At 69.0% G+C, this 22,788-nt stretch carries 21 protein-coding genes and 1 pseudogene; 2 read left to right on the plus strand and 20 right to left on the minus strand.

The annotated features are described in order from the left end of the window. The 4 genes from AB0F29_RS06665 to AB0F29_RS06680 all read right to left on the minus strand — a co-directional run. Positions 1-1,243 (minus strand): hypothetical protein (locus AB0F29_RS06665; protein WP_361868102.1); only part of this gene is annotated, 1,243 nt, incomplete at its 3' end. Further along, positions 1,240-1,884: a WhiB family transcriptional regulator gene (locus AB0F29_RS06670; protein WP_361868105.1), complete on the minus strand. Its 645-nt coding sequence runs from the start codon at positions 1,882-1,884 to the stop codon at positions 1,240-1,242. The genes AB0F29_RS06670 and AB0F29_RS06665, both read right to left, overlap by 4 nt. 153 nt (positions 1,885-2,037) lie before the next feature. Next, positions 2,038-2,733 carry a hypothetical protein gene (locus AB0F29_RS06675; protein WP_361868108.1) on the minus strand — a complete coding sequence of 232 codons (696 nt, stop codon included), beginning with the start codon at positions 2,731-2,733 and terminating at the stop codon, positions 2,038-2,040. Between the two features lie 6 nt (positions 2,734-2,739). Then, positions 2,740-3,615 (minus strand): helix-turn-helix domain-containing protein, encoded by an 876-nt coding sequence (locus AB0F29_RS06680; RefSeq protein ID WP_361868110.1) that lies wholly within the window; start codon positions 3,613-3,615, stop codon positions 2,740-2,742. A gap of 647 nt (positions 3,616-4,262) precedes the next feature. Between AB0F29_RS06680 and AB0F29_RS06685 the strand changes: the two genes are divergently transcribed. Next, positions 4,263-5,177, plus strand: a complete 915-nt coding sequence (locus tag AB0F29_RS06685) for a helix-turn-helix transcriptional regulator (protein ID WP_361868113.1) — start codon at positions 4,263-4,265, stop codon at positions 5,175-5,177. On the opposite strand, the gene AB0F29_RS06690 is transcribed toward AB0F29_RS06685, so the two are convergent. From AB0F29_RS06690 to AB0F29_RS06730, 9 genes are all read right to left on the minus strand, one after another. Continuing rightward, a complete protein-coding gene (locus tag AB0F29_RS06690) occupies positions 5,174-6,421 on the minus strand; it encodes an MAB_1171c family putative transporter (RefSeq protein WP_361868115.1) in 1,248 nt (415 codons plus the stop codon). The genes AB0F29_RS06685 and AB0F29_RS06690 overlap by 4 nt on opposite strands. Next, a complete protein-coding gene (locus AB0F29_RS06695; RefSeq protein ID WP_361868118.1) occupies positions 6,422-6,778 on the minus strand; it encodes a hypothetical protein in 357 nt (118 codons plus the stop codon). Between the two features lie 791 nt (positions 6,779-7,569). Further along, positions 7,570-8,121, minus strand: a complete 552-nt coding sequence (locus tag AB0F29_RS06700) for a hypothetical protein (RefSeq protein WP_361868121.1) — start codon at positions 8,119-8,121, stop codon at positions 7,570-7,572. A gap of 604 nt (positions 8,122-8,725) precedes the next feature. Beyond that, positions 8,726-9,316, minus strand: coding sequence for a GntR family transcriptional regulator (locus AB0F29_RS06705; protein ID WP_361868124.1), 591 nt, complete (start codon positions 9,314-9,316; stop codon positions 8,726-8,728). 22 nt (positions 9,317-9,338) lie between these two features. Next, a complete protein-coding gene (locus AB0F29_RS06710; protein ID WP_361868127.1) occupies positions 9,339-10,223 on the minus strand; it encodes a hypothetical protein in 885 nt (294 codons plus the stop codon). Next, a complete protein-coding gene (locus tag AB0F29_RS06715) occupies positions 10,198-10,632 on the minus strand; it encodes a hypothetical protein (protein ID WP_361868130.1) in 435 nt (144 codons plus the stop codon). Before AB0F29_RS06715 ends, AB0F29_RS06710 begins: the two co-directional genes overlap by 26 nt. 203 nt (positions 10,633-10,835) lie before the next feature. Beyond that, complete coding sequence (locus tag AB0F29_RS06720; RefSeq protein WP_361868132.1) at positions 10,836-11,546, minus strand: response regulator transcription factor; 711 nt, start codon at positions 11,544-11,546, stop codon at positions 10,836-10,838. Positions 11,547-12,147: 601 nt separating this feature from the next. Further along, entirely contained in the window at positions 12,148-12,399 is a 252-nt protein-coding gene (locus AB0F29_RS06725) for a hypothetical protein (protein WP_361868134.1), read from the minus strand. 62 nt (positions 12,400-12,461) lie between these two features. Then, positions 12,462-13,646 carry a helix-turn-helix transcriptional regulator gene (locus AB0F29_RS06730; protein WP_361868136.1) on the minus strand — a complete coding sequence of 395 codons (1,185 nt, stop codon included), beginning with the start codon at positions 13,644-13,646 and terminating at the stop codon, positions 12,462-12,464. 121 nt (positions 13,647-13,767) lie between these two features. On the opposite strand from AB0F29_RS06730, the gene AB0F29_RS06735 reads away from it, so the two are divergent. Continuing rightward, positions 13,768-14,322 (plus strand): flavoprotein, encoded by a 555-nt coding sequence (locus tag AB0F29_RS06735; protein WP_361868138.1) that lies wholly within the window; start codon positions 13,768-13,770, stop codon positions 14,320-14,322. A gap of 186 nt (positions 14,323-14,508) precedes the next feature. Here the strand turns inward: AB0F29_RS06735 and AB0F29_RS06740 are convergent, their stop codons facing one another. The 7 genes and pseudogenes from AB0F29_RS06740 to AB0F29_RS06770 all read right to left on the minus strand — a co-directional run bounded on the left by AB0F29_RS06740 (position 14,509) and on the right by AB0F29_RS06770 (position 22,672). Continuing rightward, complete coding sequence (locus tag AB0F29_RS06740; RefSeq protein ID WP_361868715.1) at positions 14,509-14,916, minus strand: NUDIX hydrolase; 408 nt, start codon at positions 14,914-14,916, stop codon at positions 14,509-14,511. Between the two features lie 211 nt (positions 14,917-15,127). After that, positions 15,128-15,709 (minus strand): annotated as a pseudogene (locus AB0F29_RS06745) (class I SAM-dependent methyltransferase); the annotation flags it as partial. Continuing rightward, on the minus strand, positions 15,709-16,611 hold the full coding sequence (locus AB0F29_RS06750) for an NUDIX domain-containing protein (RefSeq protein WP_361868140.1): 903 nt from the start codon (positions 16,609-16,611) through the stop codon (positions 15,709-15,711). The gene AB0F29_RS06750 and the pseudogene AB0F29_RS06745, both read right to left, overlap by 1 nt. A gap of 131 nt (positions 16,612-16,742) precedes the next feature. Then, positions 16,743-18,011, minus strand: coding sequence for a M15 family metallopeptidase (locus AB0F29_RS06755; protein WP_361868142.1), 1,269 nt, complete (start codon positions 18,009-18,011; stop codon positions 16,743-16,745). After that, on the minus strand, positions 18,008-19,489 hold the full coding sequence (locus AB0F29_RS06760) for an NUDIX domain-containing protein (protein WP_361868145.1): 1,482 nt from the start codon (positions 19,487-19,489) through the stop codon (positions 18,008-18,010). Before AB0F29_RS06760 ends, AB0F29_RS06755 begins: the two co-directional genes overlap by 4 nt. Positions 19,490-19,540: 51 nt before the next feature. Further along, positions 19,541-20,596 carry an NUDIX hydrolase gene (locus tag AB0F29_RS06765; RefSeq protein WP_361868147.1) on the minus strand — a complete coding sequence of 352 codons (1,056 nt, stop codon included), beginning with the start codon at positions 20,594-20,596 and terminating at the stop codon, positions 19,541-19,543. A gap of 141 nt (positions 20,597-20,737) precedes the next feature. After that, positions 20,738-22,672: an ABC transporter ATP-binding protein gene (locus AB0F29_RS06770; protein WP_361868150.1), complete on the minus strand. Its 1,935-nt coding sequence runs from the start codon at positions 22,670-22,672 to the stop codon at positions 20,738-20,740. Positions 22,673-22,788: the final 116 nt, after the last annotated feature.

Consider the following 22,788-nt stretch of genomic DNA (forward strand, 5'->3'; position numbering starts at 1 on the left):
TCCCCGTGTCGGTGGTGGTCGGTCCTCGGTCCCCGGTGGGTTCGGTCCCCGTGTCGGTGGTGGTCGGTCCTCGGTCCCCGGTGGGTTCGGTCCCCGTGTCGGTGGTGGTCGGTCCTCGGTCCCCGGTGGGTTCGGTCCCCGACTCGGCGCTTCCCGGTCCCCTGCCGCTGCCGGGCTTCGAACCGGCGGCCCCGCTCTCCTCGTTGTCCCTCTCGATCCCGGGCGAAGAATCCTGGGTCCCTGCGTCACGGTCCCCTCCGCTGTTATCGGGACTCGCCTCTTCCGGTCCCCGGTCCCCGGCAGGCTGAGCGGGTGCCTGGTCCCGGCTGCCGGGGACCGAGGTGGCCAGCGCATCTTCTGAGACGGGACCGAGTGCGACCGTGCTGTCCCGGACCGGGGACCATGGGGACGGCAGAGGGGTCGTGACCAGCGTGAGGGCGTGCCGCCGGGCGGCAAGCCGGGCGAGGAGTTCTTCCCGTTGGCCGGAGTCCGACCCGACCCCGGCGCGGCCGAGAGCCTTGGACAACTGCCGTGCGAGCCGGCGTCCGCGCCACCCCTGCCGTTGCTGCGGCGAATGCTCGGCCAGGCGGGCGGCGAGCTCGACGGCACGGGAGGTGGCGCGGTCGCGGGTGATCTGTGCGGCGTTGCGGTCCCGGGCGGAGATGCCCAGGCGGGACAGCAGCCGCTCGCGTACTTCCCGCCCCAGAGTGGCGAGCAGGCTCTGCGAGGCAGAGCCGGGCTGGCGCGACCGCAGCTCTATGCCCATGACGAAGTGCCAGAGGATGGCGGCCATGATGGGGCCGAAAACGGCTCGTACCGAGCCTCCGACCATGCCGCTCTCGGCGTAGGCGGGGACCACCATCACTCCGGTGATGACCCAGACCAACGTCCCCGGAAGCCCTGGGGTCCCTTCGTTGAGCAGCTGCTGGCGGGCAATCAGGGCGAGCGCGAGCAAACCGAGTTCGGCGACTCCGAAGAGCGCTGCTCGGGCAATTCCGTCCATGCCGAGGTAGTCGGTGGCGAAAGCCCAAGACGTCTCGCCGCTGTAGGCGGTGCACCCAGCCGCGGCGAGCGAGGAAACCGTCACGGCCAGGCTGCCCCGACGTTTCGTCGGCCGGCTCTGCCGACGTCCGAGCACCCAGCCGACCAGGACGAAGAACAAGGCGGCGACGGGAATGCCGATGGCGAGCAGGACGGTCTGTTCGGGGGCGACGCCGAGCGCCAGGGTAGAGTGGTGAGTCATGCGGCCTTTCCGAGAGGGGCATGCGACGAGGTCGACATAACCGAGTGCGTCACCGGCTGACTGGAGTTCGGGGTTGCAGGTACGGCCGTCTTGGCCCGCCGCTTCCTCTTCCTCTTTGCCTTCTTCTTGTAGGGGTTGGGAGGCACACCCAGGGTCAGATCGCGGTCGGCGACCTTGATCTCGGCCTTGCGCAGCAGGTCGCGTGCGTGCTTGGTGCCGATGCTCAGAGCCGCTCCGAGACGGATGGGGCGCCACCCGCGGGCGTAGGCGTGGTCGACGACGATGTCGCGCTCGGCCTCGGTCAGATGTACGTCGCGGCCGTTGAAGAACGCGACTACCCGGCTGTAGTCGAGTCGCTCGGGGAGCCCTTTGTGCCAGGGCGCTCGCTCGTCCTCGGTGAGACCGCCCCATATGCCCTCCGCGAGGCCGTTCTCCAGAGCGAAGTTGAGGCACTCGCGGACGACCGGGCACATGCCGCAGAGTTCCTTGGCCTCGGCGATGGCCTCGTGGTCCCGGCGGGTGGGGAAGAAAACCTCTTCGGAATCCTCGGGGTCCATGCCGTAGCAGGCGCCGTCGGGCTGCCAGAAGGTGTCGGCGATGCCGCGCAGTCCGGTGGCCGGGACCTGGTGATTGGTGCGCATGGTGATCTCCGTGGTGCTGCTGCCTTGCCATACCCGGGCGTGGGCAGGCGCACGAGGCGTCGGGTTCCGGCTGTGGCGGGGCGAGGGCGACAGCCGGGCGGAAGTGGTGGGGAGCGCCGCACGCGATCGGTGGGCGTCGGCTCCGGTGGCCGGTCAGGCTGGTGCGTGTTGAGGAGCCTGCCGGGCGGCGAGGTCGAGGCGGCTGGGGTGCGGGGCGGACATCAAGGCCCCTCCGCGCGTGGAGCCGTCGGGGCCGACACGCCTGCGGCGGCACGGTTCATCGACCTGCGCCTGGCACCAGTCGCACGGCACGCCGAGGGGGTCGGGGTGGCCCAGGGCGACGGAGGCTTCGCGGGCTGCCCGCGCCGGCCGAAGGGGGGCGAGAGCGGCTCGGGCGGCGGGCGGTATGCAGGACCCGACCTCGCGAAGGCGCTTCTGGAGCTGCGGGTCGGGTCCGGCGCGACCGCTGGTGATGGCCCGGTCCTGCGCGGGCAGCGCGTGGCCCGCAGCCACGGCGCGGCGGGTGCCGATCAGCTCGGCGGTCCAGGCGGCCTGGTCGTCCGGGTCGACACAGGGGGTCGGGTCGGTGTGACGGCTCAGGCGGTCGCGCTTGTAGCCGTCCCACGGGCGCCCGATGTCGGCGGGCAGGATCGGGTACTGGGAGGTCCGGATGTGCCGGTGGGCGGCGACGCGGGCGTCCCAGCCGTACGGCGTCGCCATCGGGACGTCACCCAGGAGCGCGTGCCACTGGTCGACTTGGTAGCGGGCTTCGCCCTCGTCGGTGCGGATGGTGCGGGGGTCGAGTCGGCCGATGTAGGCCAGCAGGGCGGCGATTTCGCGGCGGTCCATGGGTGGCTACTCCGATCCGGTCGGCGCGTCGATGGCGGCGAGGAGGGCGGCGGTGTGGGCGTCGGCGCGGGTCATCCCACCCTTGACCGCAGGGCCGGAGTGGGAGCCGCTGGGCCGGTGTGGGGCGTGCTCCCGGGCGATCCAGGAGCGCCAGTCGGCAGCCCAGAAGGCGGCGGGGCGCGGCTCCCACTCCGCTCGGTGCGCCCGCCACTTCGCGTCGGCGGCGGCGAGGCCCTCTTCGCCCAGTCGATCGCGGTGTCCTTGCTGGGTGGCCCAGGTGTGGGTGACCGGATCCACCAGCCAGTCGTCGACCGTGGTGACGGCAGCATCACTGCTGTACTTACCGTTCACCTTCGGTTCACTACGGTTCTGTGTACCGGTGACCGGTACAGCCCTGTACCGGTCACCGCTACGGCGATGTACCGGTTTCCGGCGCGGGGTACCGGTTCCCGGACCTGCCGGTGTCCGGACCTTCGTCGGGGATTCCGGTACCTCACGGGGGCGGATTCCGTACCGCTGGAGGGCGGAGATCCGCAGCGGCAGGTCCGTCTCGGGCGCTGGCACCGGCTCGTCGGAGTCCGTCTCCTGCTCGGTCGCGGCCTGCGCCGCTGCCTGGGCGGCGAGGGGCAGGCGGTAGACCGTGCTGCGCTGTGGGCCGGTCAGGTCGACGAGCTCGTCGAGTTCTCCCGCGGTGAGCAGTCGGTCGAGGGCCTGTTGCACGGTGCTCTTGGAGGCCCCGGTGCGCTTCACCAGGCTGCTCAGGGAGGCCCAGCAGACGCACTGCTCATCGACCACGCGGTCGGCCAGCGACAGCATGATCAGGCGGGCCGCGCCTCGGCTGGAGCTGTGGTCCCACACCCATTCACGGGCATCCCGGCTCATCGGCGGCCCCCGATCCTGGGGCGCGAGCGGCGCTTCGTCGGGGCGGGGCGGGTGTCTGCGGGCCCGGCGCAGGAAGGCGCCGAGGCGGGGGTGGCTGCCGCGCAGGCCGGGCGAATCGGCCTTTTGCGCAGGGCAGGGTGCATGTAACAATCCCCTCTGGTGTTGCCACGCTGACGCGCCCCGTGGAAGGGATCAGCGTGGTGATGGTGGGCAACCTGCGCCCTTGCAGGGGCGGAGGTTGCCGTTGCGCGTTCGGCGTCCGGGAGTTCCCGCTCCCGGGCGCCGCCGCTGTTTGCGGCTTGGCCTGCCGTACCTCTCGTGGTCGTCGTCCCCGGGCGGCTTGCCCGGGGACGACGAACATGGCAGGAAGCCTCGCCAAGATCCAGACTTGGCTCTAAAACCCTGTACTAGTTGCAGAGAGTCACGAGTCGAGATGTCCGTTCGCGGCCCTGCGGCGCGGTCCCTGCCGCGTCGTTAACCATGGCCTTCGGTGTGCGGGCATAGGGGCGGGTCCTGCCTGTTCGCGGCGTCACCCGGGGTGCCTGCCTGGAAGGGAAGGGGAATAGAGTGAGTCGAAGAGGGGTTGACCTCTGGGATCTCGCACCGAAAACTACGTGATGCGGGTTCTTGTTGCAAGACCTTGTCGTGTGGCCTTCACCGCCACGGACCAGCACGTTCGGGAGTCAGTTTTGCCGCCACGCCGGTTCAATGGCCCTCAGTTGATGAGGGCGCGCCGTGCCGCAGACGTGCATCGGCGTGAGCTGGCGGCTGCGGTGGGGTCGAAGTCCCAGGCGATCGTCGTGGGCTGGGAGACGGAGAAGACGTTCCCGCCCGGCGAGAAACTCCCGGTGATCGCGGCGAGGCTCAATGTCGACATCGACGTTCTGTTCCCTCGTGAGGGTCCGCGCGATCTTGCCGACCTTCGGTGTGACGCTGGGTATACCCAGTACGCCGCCGCAGAGGCGGTCGCGATGAGCCGGTACCAGCTGAGCCGCGCGGAGCGTGGCGAGCGCCGACTGGACCGTGAGTGGGTCGAGCCCTTGGCGAAGCTGTACGGCGCTCGCATCGATGAGCTGCTGGCGGCCCAGCGCCTGGCATTCGGCGAGGCCGTGCCCGCACCCTCGCCAACAGATCTGCCGGCGCTCACGCTTAACCTCCGTGCCCAGGTCGCCGAACGCCCGGAGAGTGAATCCTCGCCCGACGTGATCGCGGCTGGCGTCAACCAGGAGGCGGGCGCCGAGATCATTCGAGGAGACCAGGTCGAAGCCCTGCTCCGCGGCATGCCGGCAGACCGCGTATTCGCGGGCGCTCAGGCAGCCCGAGCCATAGCGATCACTGGCCTGGCCAGCTATTTCGGCGTGTCCGAGCTCCACCTTGACGACCGCGCCGAGAGCAGGGTGTTGGACGACCTGCGGTATCTCGCGAGCCGGTACAACATCGCCCTTGCCGCGCGCGGCGGCGAGGGAGGTGTTTCGCCCGCCATGATTGCGGTGCTGTCCGATCTGCTCAACCGCGAGCAGAGCGATCCCTCCGCGCCCTGGCGTGGTCGGGGCCCCGCCTAACCCTGGAAGTTACCGGGGCCGGCCGCCACCCGAAGGGCAGGCTCCTCGTTGATGGGGGGCTCGCCCGCCCGCTCGTGGAGCATCCGCACCACCTCCGCGGAGACGGGCACCGACACCACGCGCGCCAACCAGTTCGCTTCGGAGACGTAGCTGGTCAGGGGCTTTTGGCGGAGCTTCCTGGAGGGGGTGGCAGACCGTCGGCCCGACCGTTCGCTCTCCTGGGCCGCCCTGATCCAGTACGCCTCGGCCGCGGCCCCGGGGTCGTCATGGGACTCCGCCAGATCCTCCGCGACGGAGAGCAGGTCCGGGGAGGCGTGGTGACGCAGCTGCTCGACCCCGTCGGCGATTTCCTGTGTCCGCCGATCCAGGCGGACGTCCAGGGATGGTGCGCAACGCAGCGACTCGATGACCTTGGAGCCGGGCTGCTGCAGGGCATGGTGGGGGAAGGCGCTCATGAGGTCTGACCACAGCGGGTAGAGCGTGCGCAGCGTCCGCCACGTCGTCCAGCGGGTCGAAATCGCGATGGTCGACGGCACAGCGGCTCCAGCCGCCCAGAGGAAGGCGACCGTCATGCTCACCGAGTCGGCCACCGTGCGCATCGTGACCGCGCTGATGTCAGGAGGGAACCACGTTGTCACGGTGCGGAGGACCGGATAAACCGTGTAGATCGCCATGGCCGTCGCCATGAGGGCCAGCCCGACTTTCAGCACCCGCTTCTCCGCGCGGCGACTTGCCCGAGCCCACTGATAACAGCAGGTGCCCGCAGCCACGCCGAGGTAGGTGTACTGGATGGTCAAGAAGACTGATCCGCCCAAGCTGCCGGCCTGTGCGTCGGCGAAATCTATGCTCGGATGACTTCGGTCCACCACGGTGAAGAAGAGCACGACCAGGGCGACCATGGCCGCCAGCGCGCAGGTATGCGCCACATGGCTGATGCGCCGGCTCACGGCTACATGCCGATCGGAGTCTCCGGACGGCTCTCCGTACGCGGCAGTGATGTAGCGCAGTGCAGCGAGGATGGCGATCAGGGACGTCAAGTATTTCAGCAGTGCTGACAGGTCTGTCACGGGTGAGGTATCCAACGCGTGCTTTACCTGCGGGACTCTGCACCAGACTGTGGCGGCGAAGGCTACCGAGCACGCCCATAGGGCCCGCTGCATCGTGTTTCCGGACCTCAGAGCAGGAAAACGCCAGACAGCCGTGATGGTCATTCCGAGGGCGACGGCCCAGAGCATGGTCGTCATCTACGCGACCTCTCCGGGCCGAGGGCGGCGCGGTGGCGCGAGAGGGTGCGACAAGGTCGACTCCAGCCTGCTGACCAGGTCATGACCCGTCACAGTGGCCCGGTGGATTCTTCTCTTGATGAGGTAGGCCGAGAGTTCCGCCTCGCGCTCGTCCACACTTCCGTAACCGGCGCGAGCCTGGACGACCACTCCCGGGCTAAATACCTCGGCCACATCACTCTGCAGGGAAGGCGGCATAGATCGCATCGCCTCGTCGAGAGGGATGCCGGTGCCGTGGTCCAGCCACTCGTGGGCGAGCTCGTGCAGGACCACGTGCTCGGTCTGGTGCGGAGTGGATCGCGGACGATAGAGAACCACAGTGCTGTCCGCACCCCGTATCCGTAGCCCGCAGGCCGTTCGTAGATCGACTTCGGGGGCATCGACTGCTACAAGCCGGATGCCGCGCCCGCTGGCCGCCTCCATCGCTGCCACTAGGGCGGGAATGGAGAACGGGTCTGGGGCTGGCAGGTCAGCGATCTTCCTTGCGCAGTCCCTGAGCAGTTTGCGCATTTCGCTTCCTTCGCGCAAGGCTCGCAGCATCGTTCTCACCTCAGCTTCCGTCCGATCGGCGCCGGGTGATAGATAGCTTCTCTCCACGTGCCAAAAGGGGCATGGAGGAAGTGTGAAACCCGGAATGCTGACCATATGCCGGTCGTCTGGCAGATCTGAAACTGGGGCGTGCCGAATTCCGCTTCGCCGGATTTGACCGTACGGGCGAAGCGGGGACGTTTCATCGAAATTGCGTGAGGCGAATCACCTTGACGGAAGCAATCCGAGCTGTTCCGTCAGGGCTAGTGGGTTTCTGTGGCTCGGGCGCGAACCGGATTGATCTTTATCAATGCCCGGAATGTGCTTCGGGGCCTGCGGCCTGACCGGCTGAGATTGGCAGCGGAGTCCAATGCTTCGGTGTCGGGGCATCTGTGGTCTGCAGTTGGTGCGTTGCGAACTTTGGGCACGCATTCAATTGGAGCGGACCAGATTCGGGGCACAATCTCGCACCCGTGGGAGGGCGTTCATGCGTGAGGAGTCCCAACTTTAAGGGCGGCTGGGGATCGTTCGGCGGGCGAGCCGACGTAATCGGTAGTCTTTCGGGCTGCGGTGACGCCCAGTTAGATCGCCGGATTCCTCATCTGCTCGTCCCGCGGGGCCCTCGGTGTTGGCGGGCGGGAGTGCTGGATGCCCAGTCCTGGGAGGGTCAGGAGTCCCTCGCCCTCGCCCGCGCCGACGTCCGCCAGGTGGAGGTCGTGAGGGCTCTGGGCTCCACGGGCTCGCACCTCGGTCACGATCAGATGTGCCGCTGCGGCAGCCCCCGTCGGCGTGCGCTCGAAGTAGGAGCCCCACCAGCAGTGCAGAGGTATGAAGTCCTGCCACCCCCGGCCGGTCATCTCGGCGCGGTGGCCGTCGCTTTGCGCACCGTCCCTGTCGTCCACGAGCACCGTCACGCTGTCCGCCGGGCTGACCAGGACCACCAGCCGCCGCGGCTTGCCGTCTGCGCTGACCACGATGTCGAAGCCGGCGTCGTCCTGGCCGAGCTGCGCTTCGAGCTGGTCGCACCAGGCCCGGAGCAGCGCTTCGAGGGAAGCTCGAAGGCTGGCCCAGTCTGGAGCGACCGGCGCGGGCGGGGGCGGGGGTGCCGCCGGACTCGGTTGCCACTGCCACAAGAAGGGCAGATCCCCGGTAGTCGCCTCGGCGTGCCGGAAGAGATCGGCCTCCGACCTCTCCAGAGTCGTTGTCCGGCGCACTGACAGCTGCAGGCCGCCTTGGGTAGCACCAGGTGAATCCAGGATTACCGTGTGCGATGACGTTCGCCAGCGAACGGTCGGTCCGGTGGCGCTGCCGCCATACGACGTCGGCGAGCCGAGGCGCTGACTCACCGCGCCTATTGCCTGCCGAAGCCCATCTGTAGCCGACGGTGTCGAGGCCGACGCGAGGTGAAGGCCGAGCGTGACCGGCGGTCGCAGTTCCTGTGAGGGTGCTGTTCGCATCAGATGGGCAGCGAGCTCCGGTATCGAAAGTGCACTCGATGCGGCTATGTCCATATAGTCAGTTTGCAGCACATAGCCCACTCAATGACTCAACTGTGATGGAATACGCATTTTGCTACTCTGTGTGCTCGGAGTGATACGTGGACCCGCAGGCGTGGTGCGCCCGCCCCGGACTCGGAGCAGGTAGTCGGCTCCCGCCCCTGCTGGGCGGCCTCGCACAGCGCGGCGGATCGCGCGCGAGAGGGGGACCCACAGAGAGCGATGCAGCAACCCCTCCTTCTTAGCGAGCGTCGCTGGGCCCGTCCGTCCGCTTATCCGCCACGAATGTGCCGCGCGGTCGGACAGTAACCAAAACCCCTTCGTGCAGCAGGGGGCGGATCGCCCTTCGTACCGTTGCCACGGATACCGAGTGCTCGGCGGCGAGTGCCATCAGGGACGGGATGCGATCACCGGGGCCGTAGACGCCCTCTGTCACCAGTTTCCGGACGTGACGTGTGATGTCGTCTTGAATCGACGTCCCAGTCGCGAGGCGCCAGCTTTCTCCCACGACCTTAGGCCGCGTACCCATGCGACGGGTTTCCACCAGCCCTGCCTCGCGCAGCCGAGCGAGGGCCGTAGCCACGGTTTCGCGGCTGACTCCGTACAACTGCTGGATATCCGCGTAGGTAAGCACGCGGCCCGGCGGCCACCGGCCGTCGGTGATTCGCTCGCGTAGGTCCGCGAACACGTGCTCGGGTGAGTAGCGCAGTCGTCGGTTCCCGCTCATGTCAGGTCCGCGAATAGAGGGGAGCCGACCACGTGGAAGGAGCCAGCCATCGGCACGAGGTCCCGGTGTGTAGAGCCCCCCGAACATCGCCGGGGCCGGTGCCATCGCGGCGCTACGGTGCCGCCGTTCATGACCGATGTCCTCGCAGCAGCTTGGTCAGCAGGCGGCCCCCGTCGTCGGAGAGATGCATGGTCGTACTCCGGGGGCCGCTGAACCAGCCGTGCGGTTTCAGTCCGACGTGCTGGAGATTCATGGGCAGCAGGGTGGCGCTGACGGCCATCATCCCGGCCAGCAGGTCAGCGTCCGAAGGTGAGAGGCGGATGCTGACCCCTCCGTTGGGGCCACGCGTTACACGGCTCTCGGACAGACGGGCATCCGAGAACGCTCGTGCCAGTTCGGTGATCACCTCGTCGTGGAGGAGTTCGGCGGCGTTCACCGCCGCGTGCAGCCGGTCTGCGGCACCGGTGAGATGAGCGGCCCATCTCTTGGCGCGATCGAGCAGGTCGTCGTCGTCTTCGTCTGTCTCCGCCACGCTTGGAGCACCGGTTCCGGCGCGGGGACCGTCGGCGGCGTCGGCCAGGAGACGATTCAGCTCCTCGCGCGCGGCACGGAGCGAGTCCATGACGTCAGTGCGCTGTTGCGCCCACTCGTCCGGCGGTTCCGATGCCGGGGCGTGCGTCTGCAGGAACTCCCGCCAGGGCAAGGGGCCGGTGGTGCCCTGGTTCGACGCTGGACCAGGACGAGGAACGTGCCGCCATTCGTCGGTGCCGGGGACGGACCGCCACAGGTCGCCCTTGCTGTCGAGTACCGCGATGAGACCGTCGGGCGGCGGAAGGAGAGCGTCCTTCGCCTCCCACGTGCGGCGCCCTGGAGCCTGTTCCCGGCGCTGGCGCGCGACAAGGACACGTGCTGCCGCATCCCGCTGATTTGGCGGCAGTTCCAGCACCACGCGATACTTCGCCGCCTCCTCAAGGGTGGGCAGCCCGTCAGACAGGCGGGTGGTATTCAGCATCGTTGCTCCTGGATGGGGCGGTGTAGAAGGCCGCAGTCTCGCTGGCAGGGCTGAGACGGAAAGAGGCTCCCGGCGGGGGAGTGCCACCCTCATGAGGCTCGAGGTCGCCGTGGCTATCCGACTCGTACGAGGCCCAGACCCTCTCGCCGCCGCGTTGAGTGATGGAGTGGCCGAACTGGTCGGCCACGCCCAGGACTTCGAGAAGCTTCTCGTGCTCACCTTTGGTGAGTTCCGTTCGGAGACGAACCTCAGCGTGGACGGCGGCGGGCGTACCGGAAACGCGCACCTCCGTATTCCCAATCGTCCCGAGCGCGCTGAGCAGTACGGCGGCACGTTCCAGGGGCGAGCGCGGGGAACCTCGCAGTTCCTCGCCACGTGCTGCAGTGACAGCAAGCCGATCGGTGCTCACCGCGGCCTTCTCGGCACGGGCGTGACGTGCCTGAGACCGGGCTGCCTCGTGCGGGCCCCGGAGCCCGCCGGGCTCGGCTGCAACACCTGGCCTCTCCGAGCGACGGATACGCCGGGCGATGGAAGGTTCCTCGGTGTTGATCACAACGCCGTCTGTCTCGATGTGGGTGCCCGTACCGGTGCTCTGACCCCCTGCCGAGCCCATCAGATGAGCCCTTGCCGCATCGCGTACGCCACGGCCGCTGTTCGGTTGGGCAGCTGATAGCGGTCCATGAACTTTTGCAGAACGCTCTTGACGGTGCGGCCGGAGAAAGACAGCGCCTTCGCGATCTCGGCGGTGTCGCGTCCCTCGGCCAGCAGTCGGAGCACCTCTTGCTCGCGCGGAGAGATCTGGATGGTGTTCAGCCCGCGCGGGCCCAGCACCTCGCGCTGTACGCGACCGACCTCCGAGAGGAGTTGTGCCAGCAGGTCCCCCGGCAGGTGCCCGTCTCCGAGCGCAACGGAGTTGATGACGTTGACGAGTTGCCCGGGGGTGGCGTCGGCGCGCCGGATGATGCCGGCGATGCCGCACTCGGCGGCGCTCATCAGGTGTTGTGCATCGATCTCGGTGGCGATGAGGACGGTGCGTGTCCGGCTGGTGCGCTGGATGTGACGCAGCTGGACCTGTACGTCGTCGTCCACGGAATCGGCGACCAGGACGAGGACGCGGGCGTCGCTGTCCTGGTCGCCGAGAAGCTGTACTTCGGGTCGAGGCCGCAGCTGGGCCACGACACCCGCCCGGGAGAGCGGATCGGCGGCCCGAACGCAGACCGAGATCGGTTCGGTGCGCGGCGCGATCGACGGTCCGCGGCCGTGAGTCACCGAGGCGGAGTGGAGCTGGGGCCATTCGGCGTCTGTTGCTGCGGCAGCGGTCACAGCTCGGCCTCCTCTCGCACGAGGGCACGAGTTGTGCCACGGGAGCGATCCGTGTGCAAGGTGTTCTCACAGGCCCCGCCGAAGATGATTAGTTCGGTAGGGCAGGGGGGCGATGGTGATGACGCCGTGAAGCCCGCCGGACCGCATCGCACGGAGGCGTGCCAACCGGGTGCGGCATCAAGGACCGTCGGCGGCATGTGCGGCCGGGGCGCTGGTGTGAGCGGTTCGACGGCCTTCATGGCGCTGCCCGCCGCATCGGGTACGAGCACATCATGCGTCCTCTCGGGGCTAGTGGTCCGGGCCCTCTCCGGCGCTCCTCGGAAGTGCCGCGGGGGTTCGGCCACACCGCAGGTAGCGCCGGAGAGGGGGATCATGGGGTGACGAGACGACGCGTTCATCGGTCGCCCTCGGTGACGTCTTCACGGAGGGACGAAAGAGGGAGCGCTGTTCCGGGCACGTTGGCGTGGGTCGGACAGGAAGTGACCGGAATGGTCGGTTCCGAGACCCTGCGGGACGGCGGTCCGGTGCGTCGCGCCCGTCCTCTGCTGCGGTACAGACTCTGCCAGGCCCCGGAGGTCTGCGAGTAGTGCAGGAGGACGCCTCAGGTCGCCCCCTCGGTGGGCGGGCCGGCGTGCGCACTGTGGATGTGGAAGGAGGCCACTTCCACCTGCTCCTCGAAACCCTCCTCGTCCACCAGGGCTCGGAACATCGACTCGCTTATGGACCGGCAATAGTCGCAGGTCTCCACGTCGGCGGGTCCCTCGCGGTGCGCCATCGCTGCGCGGGCCTGCTCCGCTGCTTCGGGAGCCAGCCCGTCGAACAGTTTTTTCGACAGGTCCGTGTCATCGCTCACGCTGTCATCGTGGCCATTGAGAGCCCCGGAAACTCTTTCACTTCAGAAAGAGTCCAGCATTCCTACATGCCGATCCAGGCAGCCATATTCCGCAGCGGCTCCGGAGCCTGACGGGAGAGGTGAACGAGCCCGCGGATCGTTTCCCGGGCGCCGGGGTGGTAGCGGGTCTGCTCCGGTGCCGCCCGCCGCGCTGCCCAGAGCGACTTCAGCGACGGTTCGCCCCGGCCCAGCTCCATCTCTACGCGGGCCCGGTCGATGAAGTAGTGCGCGCGGCGGGAGGTCGCCATCGAGGCCGGCAGCCGGAGAGCTTTGGCCTGTCGCAGGGCCTCGTCGTACTGGCGCATCTCCATCGCGACGCTCATCTCGTGCAAGGCCACGTTCGCCGCGTTGAAGTTGAGCCAGTGCAGCCGGCTGGCGTCGCCGACCCGTTCGGCGTACTCGCGGGCCTGTGCGATGTGGTCGGCGGCCAGGCTCGCCTTCTCCGCCCGCGCGGCCAGCACCGATCCACCGAGGTGGAGTTGACCGGCGACGGTGAGGGCGGCGCGGTCTGATTCGCCCTGGTCGAGCAGGCTGTGGCCGGAGCGGACCAGGCGCAGGCCGATGCTGTACTCGCCTTCGCGGAAGTAGACCAATCCCCGAAAATACTGCCGCATGGCGGCCAGACACGGGTCCGCGGCCCGCTCCGCAGCCCAGCCGAGCCGGTCGAGGGCGACGCTGGCGAGGTCGTAGTACCCCAGCTTCACCGTGATGTCGTGCGCGGTGCGGTAGGCGGACGCCAGAGCTCGCCACAACTCCCTAGTCGGCGAGCGCCAGCACAGGACGGTCAGCTCCGTGATGACGTCCGGAAGGGCTGCCGCCGCCGCGTGCAGGTGGGTTGCGCGCACATGGGCGCACAGTTCCTCGGAGGCGGCGACCAGTTCGGCGACCGTGCGCGTGGTGACGTGGGGGTCGTCGCCGAGGTCGTACAGGTCCAAGGACTCACGGATCGGCCGGATCAGTCCCGCCAGCCGGTCCTCCTGCATCTGCGTCATGTACGGCTGGCCAGTCAGCACGGTGACGTCGATCCGCAGCGCCCGCGCGACCGCCGCCACGAAGTCCACGGACGCCGGCCGAGCCCCGCACTCCACCTGGGTCAGCCAGCTGTACGAGTAGGGGATCCGGTCGGACATCACCCGCTGCGTCAGCCCCGCCAGCCTCCGCTGCTCCTTGATCCGCGTACCAGTGTGATCGTTGCCCCGCGTCGGCATACCGGTCTCCCGTCGCTGATCTGCTCCTGGAACGCTACGCGACGCTCAAAGGTGCCAGAGGCCCGTTTCTCCGCAGAGCCCGCTACGTTGCCGGCGGCCCGGCTGTGATCGGATGGCCCTCATGACCACTGCGACCCTGTACCTGTTCAGCAGCGCGGCGCCGCCCGTCGTGGACGTCGCCCGCGTCATCGAGGAAGCGCAGGCCGACGGCTGGGACGTTTGCCTCGGTCTCACTCCCACGGCGGCGCGCTGGCTCGCCGACTCCCTCGACGGCCTCGCCGCCCTCACTGGCCACCCAGTCCGCTGGGACTACCGGATGCCCGGCCAGCCGGACGTGTGGCCGAAGCCGGACGCGATCGTCGTCGCACCGGCGACCTTCAACACGATCAACCAGTGGGCGCTCGGGATCACCGATAAGTGGCTCGTCGGAGTGGTCGCCGAAGGCATCGGCAAGGGCATCCCCATGGCGCTGATGCCCTGTGTGAACCGGGCGTACGTCGCCCATCCGCAGTTCGAGCGGTCGATCGACGCCCTCCAGGGAGCTGGGGTTCGGGTGCTGTACGGCGCAGGCGGCTTCGTCCCGAACGAGCCGGGCCAAGGTGACCCCGCCACGTACCCGTGGCGGGCCGCGCTGGACGCCGTCGCCGACGTACTCGACCCGACCTCGATCACCTAGGCTCCTGCTCGGCCCATGCCGGGGCGTGCGGGCGACTTCGGCGGGCAGCCGAGGTGTGGGAGCGACGAAGTCGCCTATGCAGCTATTCCACGATCGGAAAGAGCCGCCTTCCCTCCTCGTCGGATAGGGATCCGTCCATGCGGCGGTCGGGCAGGCCCAAGAGCTGCTGTGCCAATAGTGCGCCGTCTACCTGGCTGCGGCGAAGGCAGTGAAGTACGCCGACTGGTGGACGATGGGCAGGTCGGGCTGCCAGGCGGTGAGAATCTGGGCGCTACATACGAACAGGTCCTCGGGGAGTCGGTTGAGCGGGTACCACTCCCAGCCGCCGATGCTCTCGTCCGGCTGCGTGGTCGGCTGCCCCTGCCAGGTGTGGACGACCGCGCCGACGGTCACCCGCAGGACACCGGCGACGTGATCGACGAGCGTACCCAGGAGCCCCACGTCCTCGGCGCGAGCGACCAGACCGGTCTCCTCGGCGAGTTCGCGGACCACTGCTTCCTCGAAGGATTCGCCGGCCTCCACGCTGCCGCCAGGCAGTTCGAGGGTGCCGAGGCGGTGTCGGCCCAGCAGGATGCCCTGCTCGCTCAGCAGGATCGCTCCGACCCCGACGGCCGCGCGCGGCTGGGGCTCGGGTGCTCCGGGGCCGGCTGGTGACGCGCGGCGGTCGGTCGGGCAGGCGGCGGGCGCGGATGAGCTGCTGGACGACCATGGCGCTCTCGTCGGGGTGCGGTAGCAGGTCGATGGTCTCGATACGAAAGCCGTACTCGGTGAGCAGGTCCTCCCACAGCCGCGGTGTCAGAACCCACATCTGCGTAGGCAGAGGCGGGTCGTCGCGCAGCAGGATCATCTGCTCGCGCGGCGCCACCTCCGTGGACGGCCCGCGGCCGTGCAGGTCGGTGTGCAGGAGCGAGAGGATCAGCGGGGCTCCGGCACACATGCCGTCGCGCAACGCCGGCAGCGAGCGGTGCGGGTCGATGAAGGCGAGCGTCCCGATTGCGTACGCGGCGTCGAACGGCTTGGCGCCGACCAGGTACTCGGTCACGTCTGCCTGGACGAACTCCACGCCATCCACGTTCGCGTGGACTGATACGGCACGCTTGTGCTGGGTCGGGGACAGCTCGATTCCAGTTACGCGGGCCCCGTGAGCCTTCGCGAGATGGACGGCGTGGTGGCCGGCTCCGGACCCGATGTCCAGGACGCGGCGGCCGGTGACGTCGCCAAGGGCTTCTACACCCGGACCGACCCCGTCCCAGGGCGTCCAACCGAGCCGGTCGAGGACGGGCGGAGTGTAGCCACGGGCCAATTGGCGCTGGCCGTAGATCTGCCAGGCCCGGATGTTGGTCTCCTCGGCGAGCACGGTGCCTCCTGGGCGAGCGGTGTGGAACATCAGGTGTGCGTGATCAGATAGGAGGGGCCCTCGCCATGCCGGGCTCGCTCGACGGCGTCGAGGCGGTCGAAGGCACGCGGCGCCATCAACTCCTGCCACGTCGAGAGGTCGTGGACAGCCCACATGTCGTGCTCGGCGGGATCGAGCCGGATCCGGCCGAGCTGCTCGGCGGTCAGCTGCCCTCCGTCGAAGACGAACCCCACCTTGTTCAGCGGCAGGCGCGGCCCGGCGTGCAGGAAGTGCGTCAGGAGGAGCCGCGGCGTGCCCGGACCGGGTTCGAGGCCCGTCTCCTCGACCGTCTCGCGCAGGGCGGTCTGCAGAGGGTCCTCGCCGGGAGCGTCGAGGTTGCCGCCCGGGAACTGCCAGAGCCGCGAGCCGTAGACCGAGCGGAGCTGAACCGGCCGGTCGTGCTCGTCGCGGATGTACAGGCAGCCGTACACCGTGTGATGGGGGACGGTCTGTACGTACGCCAGAGGCGTCATCGGCATGGGGCGGCCGGGCCGGGCAGGTCGGTGGTCGAACGCGAGGGCGAGAACGCCGAGGGCTTCCCTGTCCGGCGGGTACATGCTGCGGAGGGCGCCGAGCAGCTCTCCGGGCGGCCCGTCCGGGGCGATGCGCGCAGGATCCTCCGAGCTGAGCAGGTCCTCGAAGGAGCGGTAGGGGGTGATCCGCTGCACGACGACATCGAGTTCCCGCCCGGTTTCCCGATCCCGGAAGACGACCGTGTCACCGACCGCGACGGCGCGCTTCTGCGGAGCGGCCACCACCACCTCGACCGTCTTGCGGCCTGCTTCCACCTGGCGGTAGTAGCGCCCGAGCAGGTTGATGTGGTGCTCGTGTGGTCCGTCTCCGGACGCCGGGCTCGGGACAGCTGGGATCGCTTGCTGGGTGTTATCAGGCACGCGTACCTCCGTGCGATGTGGTCCGTCCACTGCGGGCCTGGGATCACTACCGGGTCAGGGGTGCGGTGGCCACGCTCCTGTGTTGCCGGATCGGCGTGGGCGGCGTGGAAGCGGACGAGGCTGTCGACACGCTAAGGAAGTTCGATCGCTCCGTAGAGCGCATGCGGCTCCTGCCGCATGAGCGCGTCGTACCGGTCCGATGCCGAGTAGTGCCAGAACTCGGTCGCATAGTTGGTAAAGCCTGCGTCCTCCATGGCGTTGAGCAGCAGCGTGCGGTGGAAATACGCAGGATCGCTGAGGTTCGGGGCGTGAGTGAAGCAGGCACCGTCGCTCTCCTCGGGGGAGGCATTGACACGGGTGCCGAGATCGAGTTCGTGGCCGTCCTGGTCGACGAGGGTCACGTCCACCGCTGCGCCCGCGGAGTGGGGCGCGATCTCCGGCGGCGACACGTACCGGCTGGCGGCGTGGTGCAGCTGCTCAGCCCCCCAGTCCGGGTGAGCGGCGGCCAGCTCGTCCCGGTACGCGGTGAAATAGTGCTGCTGGAGGGCCAGTGGCCGGTAGCCCTCGATGAACAGCAGGTCGGTGCCGGCGGGCAGGAGCGAGCGGGCGTGCTCCAGCCGGGCCAGGACGCCCTCGCGGATGTGGGCGAACGCGCCCAGCGGATCTTGCCTGCGGGGATCGACGCGGAAGCCGTGATCACGCACGTCGACGAGCGGCTCTCCGCACTCGCGCACCGGGATCGCGGCGACCCGCGGATCGGACATCAGCACCAGATTGTTCATTGAGTCTCCCTGCGACGGTTTGCACTGCGGCGGCGGTATGGACGAGGCAGAGGCTAGGCCGGTTTCGCGCAGAATCCGCGCGATGGTGCCCTGCAGGGTGCTGTCGGCAGGGAGCACGGTCTCCAGCCCGCCGGGCAGTAGGTCCAAATCGCGGTACCAGGAGGCGAGGTGGTTGTCGGTGACTTGCTCCAGATACGCGGCATCAGCCTTCGACGCGTGTCGGGCAAACGTCGTCTCCAGCGGCACGTCGAGGTAGTAGCAGCTGGAGACGCCGCGGTGGTCCCGTACCAGTGACGTGATCATGCGGCTGTAGCGGTCGGCGTACAGGATCCCTTCGAGCACGACGTGAAAGCCGGCGTTCAGAGCTTCGCGTGCGATGGTGCCCAGCAGGGCGATGTTGGCGCCGCGAGCCGTGTCGTGTTCCCTGAGTACGTTCCGGCGGATCACGTCCTGGCTCACGATCGCGATTCCGCGGCCGTGGTGATCTCGCAGGCCCTGGGCCACACTTGACTTGCCTGACGCCGAGTTGCCGCGGATCACCACGAGGCGAGTGTCCGGACGGCCGGCCGCAGCCGTGGTGGACACGCGACGGTGTGCGCGGTCCGGTGTGCCGGTCATGCGGGCCAGCCCATCTCGCTGTACAGCTCCCCGTTCTGGATCTTGCCGATGGCCACCCTGGTGTAGGGGACGAGGTCGTCGGGGAGCGCGTTCGGGTCCCAGAACGCCCACTGGGTGCACTTGTCCGGCTCGCGCAGCTCCGGTTCGCCGCTCCAGGTGCGGGCGCGGAAGAACAGGCCCATGCGGGGCTGGTCCCCGGCCTTGTCGATGTGGTGGATGACGTGGACGAGTTCGACGTCCTGGCGCTCGATGTGGAGCCCGGCTTCTTCCCGTGCCTCTCTGATCAGGCAGGTGATGGCATTCTCCTGCTCGCAGTGGCCGGCCAGGACGTGCCAGGTGGACGGCGCGAACGGGGAGTCGGGGTGTCGCAGCCCGAGCAGCACGGTTCCGTCGGGCCTTTCCAGGTAGAGGTGGACGCCGATGACGTTGAGGACCGTGCCGTGCGGTGGAGCTGGACGTCCCTCCTTCTGCGGTGCGAGCCCGCTCTGGGACGCGGTGCTGGTCGGGCGGCTGGCGGAATGGCGTCGCACGAGGTCGCTGGTGGTGTCCGTGATGCGGAGGCGGTGGAGGTCCTCCGGGGCGAACCAGGCGAGCATCACCCCTTCCGTCGGCCGTTCGCGGGGGTCGCCGTTCCAGCGGCCGGCGTAGATGGCGATGGGCACGGTTCCGCCGGCTTCGTCGGAGGCGTACTCGGTGCCGAACGGGGTCAGGTCGGCGATGTCGAGTCCGGCTTCCTCGGCCAGTTCACGCCGTGCGGTGTGTTCCAGGGTGGCGTCCTGGGGTTCTCGTCCGCCGCCCAGCAGGGACCACATGCCCGGCTCCCAGATCAGGCCGGGGAAGTAGTCGCGCAGGTGAAGCAGGTACTCGCCTCGGTCGTTGTAGATCAGAACGGAGGCGTTGGCCGTCTCCGGCTCGACCGTCAGTGGAACCTTGAGCAGCTTCTCGCGCAGGGAGGGGGAGGCCACTTTGTCCACGGATCGCCACTCGATGCCGCCGACCTCTTCCTCCTGCAGCACGACCGCCGGCGCGGTCGCGGTGCGCAGGCGGAAGAGGAACCGGAGGTCGAAGTGCTGGTGGCCGGGTTCGCCTTTGCCCGGGCGGGCGTCCATGTCGTGGATGTCGATGTCGAGCGGCACCGTCTCGTATCCGGGCCACGGCGTGACGGCCTGGGGCGGAATCCCTGTCTCCTCGTGCAGTTCCCGCAGGGCCGTTGCTGCCAGGGACTCATCAGCAGGCTCGCTGTGTCCACCAGGCGGGAGGACCCTGCCGCTCGCCAGGTGCAGCACGTGCAGAACGCGGCCGAGCGAATCGACGACGATCGCGCCGCAGGTGACGTGCCCGGTGAAGGTGGAGCGGCTGGCGATGTCGGTGGGACGTCCGAGGGCGTCCAGGAGGGCACCGAGCTGCTCACGCTCGTGAGGGTGGCGCGCGAGGTAGGTCTCGACGGTGGTGCGGATGTGGTCGTGCGACAGCGGCATGGGTTACCTCAGAGGTGCATGGAGCGGGATGACGCGGGGCGGGGCGTTCGATCAGCTCAGCCGCATCCCCTCCGCGGGGATCTCCTCGATGGCGGTGGCACGAGCGGCGGGTAGACCCCATTGCTCGCGCGCCGTCTCCGCGGCGAGCTGGGCCTGCCGCTCTCCGGGCGGGCCCCATCCCAGCAGGGCGGCTGCCTGGGTGGGGGTGGCGAGCATGCGTGCGAAGGGGCGGCCTGTGGCGGGATCGACGGCGGCCGGTCCGATGGCGGTGATCCGGGCGGCGAGGCGGAGCCGGGCGTTGGGTCCCACTCCGCCGTAGACCTCGCCGGTCTCGTCCAGTACCCAGCCCAGCCGCACCGGATCGGTCAGGGTGAGCTGGGCTTCTTCGGCGGCTTCGCGGTGGAGGGTGGCCTCGGGTGTGGTGTCCGTCTTCTCCACGGTGCCGCCGGGCAGCATGGGCAGGGCGCCCCGGGGAGCCGGGTCGGCGACGAGGACGATTCTTCCGTCGGGAACGAAGCACCACGCCCAGGCTTGCTGCACGGGGAGCCGCTCGGGGACAGGGGTGCGGTTGAGCGGGCTGTCCCACATGGGGCGGTAGCGGACGTGGACGTCATGGCGGTCCAGCGGCGGGGCGTCGAGGATGTGCCGGCCGTCGGCGAGGTGGGCGGTGGCGGTGTTCCCGAGCCGGGCGCGGTAGGCGGCGAGCATGATCTGCCCGTCCACGGGGCGCAGCCGCTGTACCGCGTCCCGGGTCTCCAGGAAAGCGAACTCGGACAGCTCCTCCCGGGGCAGACGGATTGCCTTCGTCTGGTAGGGGGTGAGGGTTCCGCCGTCGAAGACGTACCGGATCTCTCCGGGGAAGGGTGCGCCGGGCCTGGTGTACGGGCGGTGCTGTGAGAGGGAGTGGACGGCGAGCACGCGCGACAGGGGCAGGTCCGTCAGGCCCAGCTCCTCGGTGATCTCGCGCCGGCAGGCGTCGTGCGGGTGTTCACCGGCTTCGACGACTCCGCCGGGAAGCAGCCACCGGTCGTCCTCGCGGTAGGTGGGGTGGACCAGCAGGACGCGGCCGATCTGGTCGGTGATGATCGCGGCGCTGCCGAGCCACACCGCGTGGCGGGACGCAGCGTGCTGCGCCGGCGATGTCGGACCCTGCGACGCGACGCGATCCGAGGGGGAGACGGGAGAGGCCACGGGTATTGCCTTTCGGGCGGGGCGCAGGGAGGTGCGCGGCGGGGGGGTGGGCAACGGTCATGAGGCGATCTCGCCGCTCATCCGTCGCTGGAGCTCCCACAATGACTGGAAGAGCCCGGGGGACTGGGTGAGTTGGGCGTACGTGCCTTCCTGGACGATCCGGCCCTTGTCCAGGACGACGATCCGGTCGGCGATGGCCACGTTGGTGAGCCGGTGCGTGATCAGCAGGATCGCGCGGTCCTTGGCCAGTTCGCGGAGGCCGGAGAAGATCCGGTATTCGGCTCGTGCGTCGAGTGCTGCTGTCGGTTCGTCCATCACCACCAGCGCCGCCTGCCGGTGGAAAGCGCGGGTGAGCACCAGGCGCAGCCACTGGCCCCCGGAGAGCTGTTGCCCGCCGAACCACTCGCTGGTCAGGAGGGTGTCCAGGCCGGAGCGGAGGTTGGGCAGCATCTCTGAGGCGCCGGATGCCTCGCACGCGGCGAGCAGTGCCGCGTCGCTCGTGTCGCCCTGGCCGAAGCTGATGTTGTCCCGCATCGTCAGCGGCAGGTAGGTGAACTTCTGGGGGACCAGGGCGACTTGTTTCCACGCCTGCCAGGGGTCCAGTTCCGTCGTGGAGGTGTGGTCCCAGGCCACTTCGCCTTCGGTGGGAAGAAGGAGTCCGCACAGGAGGCGGGAGAGGGTGGATTTCCCGGAGCCGTTCTCCCCGACCAGGGCCACGATCTCGCCGCGCCGCACGTGCAGGGACACTCCGCTGAGGGCGTCCTTCGGGGCGCCGTCGTAGCGGTAGGTGACGTCCCGGACCTCGAAGCGCTCCGGGGGCGCGGGCAGGGGCGCGGTGCCACGGGAGTCGGCCATGGCCTGGCCGTGGGCGTTGTCGAGGAAGTTCTGCCAGTCCTGTACGTACCAGCCGGTGCGCACCAGTCGCGCCCCTCCGCTGATGATGCCGCGCACGGAGCCGGTGGCCGTCTGGAGAGCGAAGACGGCGCCGCCTCCGGCAGCCAGGCTCATGCGGCCGGAGGCCAGGAGCCACAGCAGGGCCGCCCACACTGCGATCGAGGCGACCCCGCCGGCCAGAGCACCGGCCATGCCCATCCAGGCACCCGTGTTCGCGGCCTTGCGCTCAGCCGCGTTGACGGAGGCGGCAAGCTTTCGGTACCGGCCGATCAGGAACGGGCCGGCCAAACAGGCGCGCATCTCCTCGCTGGATTCCATGTACGCCATGTGCCAGCGCAGCTTGCTCAACATCCGCCGCCGCCCGGAGGTCTCCAGACCCGCCAGGTAGATCACGCGCGCGGACCGGACGTAGGCGGCTGCCTGCGGCAGGCACGCAAGGAAGAGCAGCGGCAGGAGCAGCGGGTGCAGAACGGTCAGGACGGTGGCGCCGGCCGCCAGCGTCGCGGTGGCCGCGAGCACACCCTGAGCTTCTTCCACCAGATCGGGTGTGACCTGGGCGCCGCGGTCAGCGATGTCGTAGGCGTCGTTGTAGCCGGGCTGGTTGTTGGCGGCGAGTTCTGCGCCGAGCGCGGCCTCGACCATCGTCAGCTCCGCCGCCCGGGCGAGAACCGGGCGCAGACGCCCGGTCAGCCAGACCACGACGATGCCCAGCAGCGCGCGCAGCCCGGTCGCCGCAGCGATGACAGCCAGCTGCGGAGCGGCGTCCCACAGCCGCTCGGTGATGACGCCCGAGGAGATCAGCGCGGTGATCGTCCCCGTGACGGCCAGGAGGCCGAGAGCCGCGAGGACGCCGGTTCCGACCTGGCACACCAGCAGCCCGACCGTTGCACGGCGATCCACCCGCCATGCCATTCTCACGGAACGCAGCACGAGCACGGGCAGTCGCCGGGCCATCGTGCGGGTCGTCAACAGCGATCCCGCCTGGAGCCGGGACTCGTCTCGGTAGAGGTATTCCTCCTCTCGAACACCGGCCTCATCCGGTTCGTCGTTCTGCGAGGCGCCGTTGGGCTGCTGCTCTGGTGTGATGGCCGAGGTCATCGTTCCCCCTAGGACGGTCACTGCGGCAGAGTCGTGAGGTCTAACGACACGGCTGCGATATCGAACACACGTCATTCGGTCGTGCTGGGAAGCCTTCTAGTTCCGGCGTGAGGAAC

It is taken from the genome of Streptomyces sp. NPDC026589 (assembly GCF_040638385.1).
In the GTDB taxonomy this organism is placed as follows: Bacteria; Actinomycetota; Actinomycetes; order Streptomycetales; family Streptomycetaceae; genus Streptomyces.

Coding starts and splice junctions, on each gene's coding strand:
- AB0F29_RS06770 (WP_361868150.1), bottom strand. CDS start 22,672: ATGACCTCGGCCATCACACCAGAGCAGCAGCCCAACGGCGCCTCGCAG.
- AB0F29_RS06755 (WP_361868142.1), bottom strand. CDS start 18,011: ATGACCGGCACACCGGACCGCGCACACCGTCGCGTGTCCACCACGGCT.
- AB0F29_RS06735 (WP_361868138.1), top strand. CDS start 13,768: ATGACCACTGCGACCCTGTACCTGTTCAGCAGCGCGGCGCCGCCCGTC.
- AB0F29_RS06760 (WP_361868145.1), bottom strand. CDS start 19,489: ATGCCGCTGTCGCACGACCACATCCGCACCACCGTCGAGACCTACCTC.
- AB0F29_RS06690 (WP_361868115.1), bottom strand. CDS start 6,421: ATGACGACCATGCTCTGGGCCGTCGCCCTCGGAATGACCATCACGGCT.
- AB0F29_RS06730 (WP_361868136.1), bottom strand. CDS start 13,646: ATGCCGACGCGGGGCAACGATCACACTGGTACGCGGATCAAGGAGCAG.
- AB0F29_RS06705 (WP_361868124.1), bottom strand. CDS start 9,316: ATGGCACCGGCCCCGGCGATGTTCGGGGGGCTCTACACACCGGGACCT.
- AB0F29_RS06680 (WP_361868110.1), bottom strand. CDS start 3,615: ATGAGCCGGGATGCCCGTGAATGGGTGTGGGACCACAGCTCCAGCCGA.
- AB0F29_RS06675 (WP_361868108.1), bottom strand. CDS start 2,733: ATGGACCGCCGCGAAATCGCCGCCCTGCTGGCCTACATCGGCCGACTC.
- AB0F29_RS06710 (WP_361868127.1), bottom strand. CDS start 10,223: ATGCTGAATACCACCCGCCTGTCTGACGGGCTGCCCACCCTTGAGGAG.
- AB0F29_RS06670 (WP_361868105.1), bottom strand. CDS start 1,884: ATGCGCACCAATCACCAGGTCCCGGCCACCGGACTGCGCGGCATCGCC.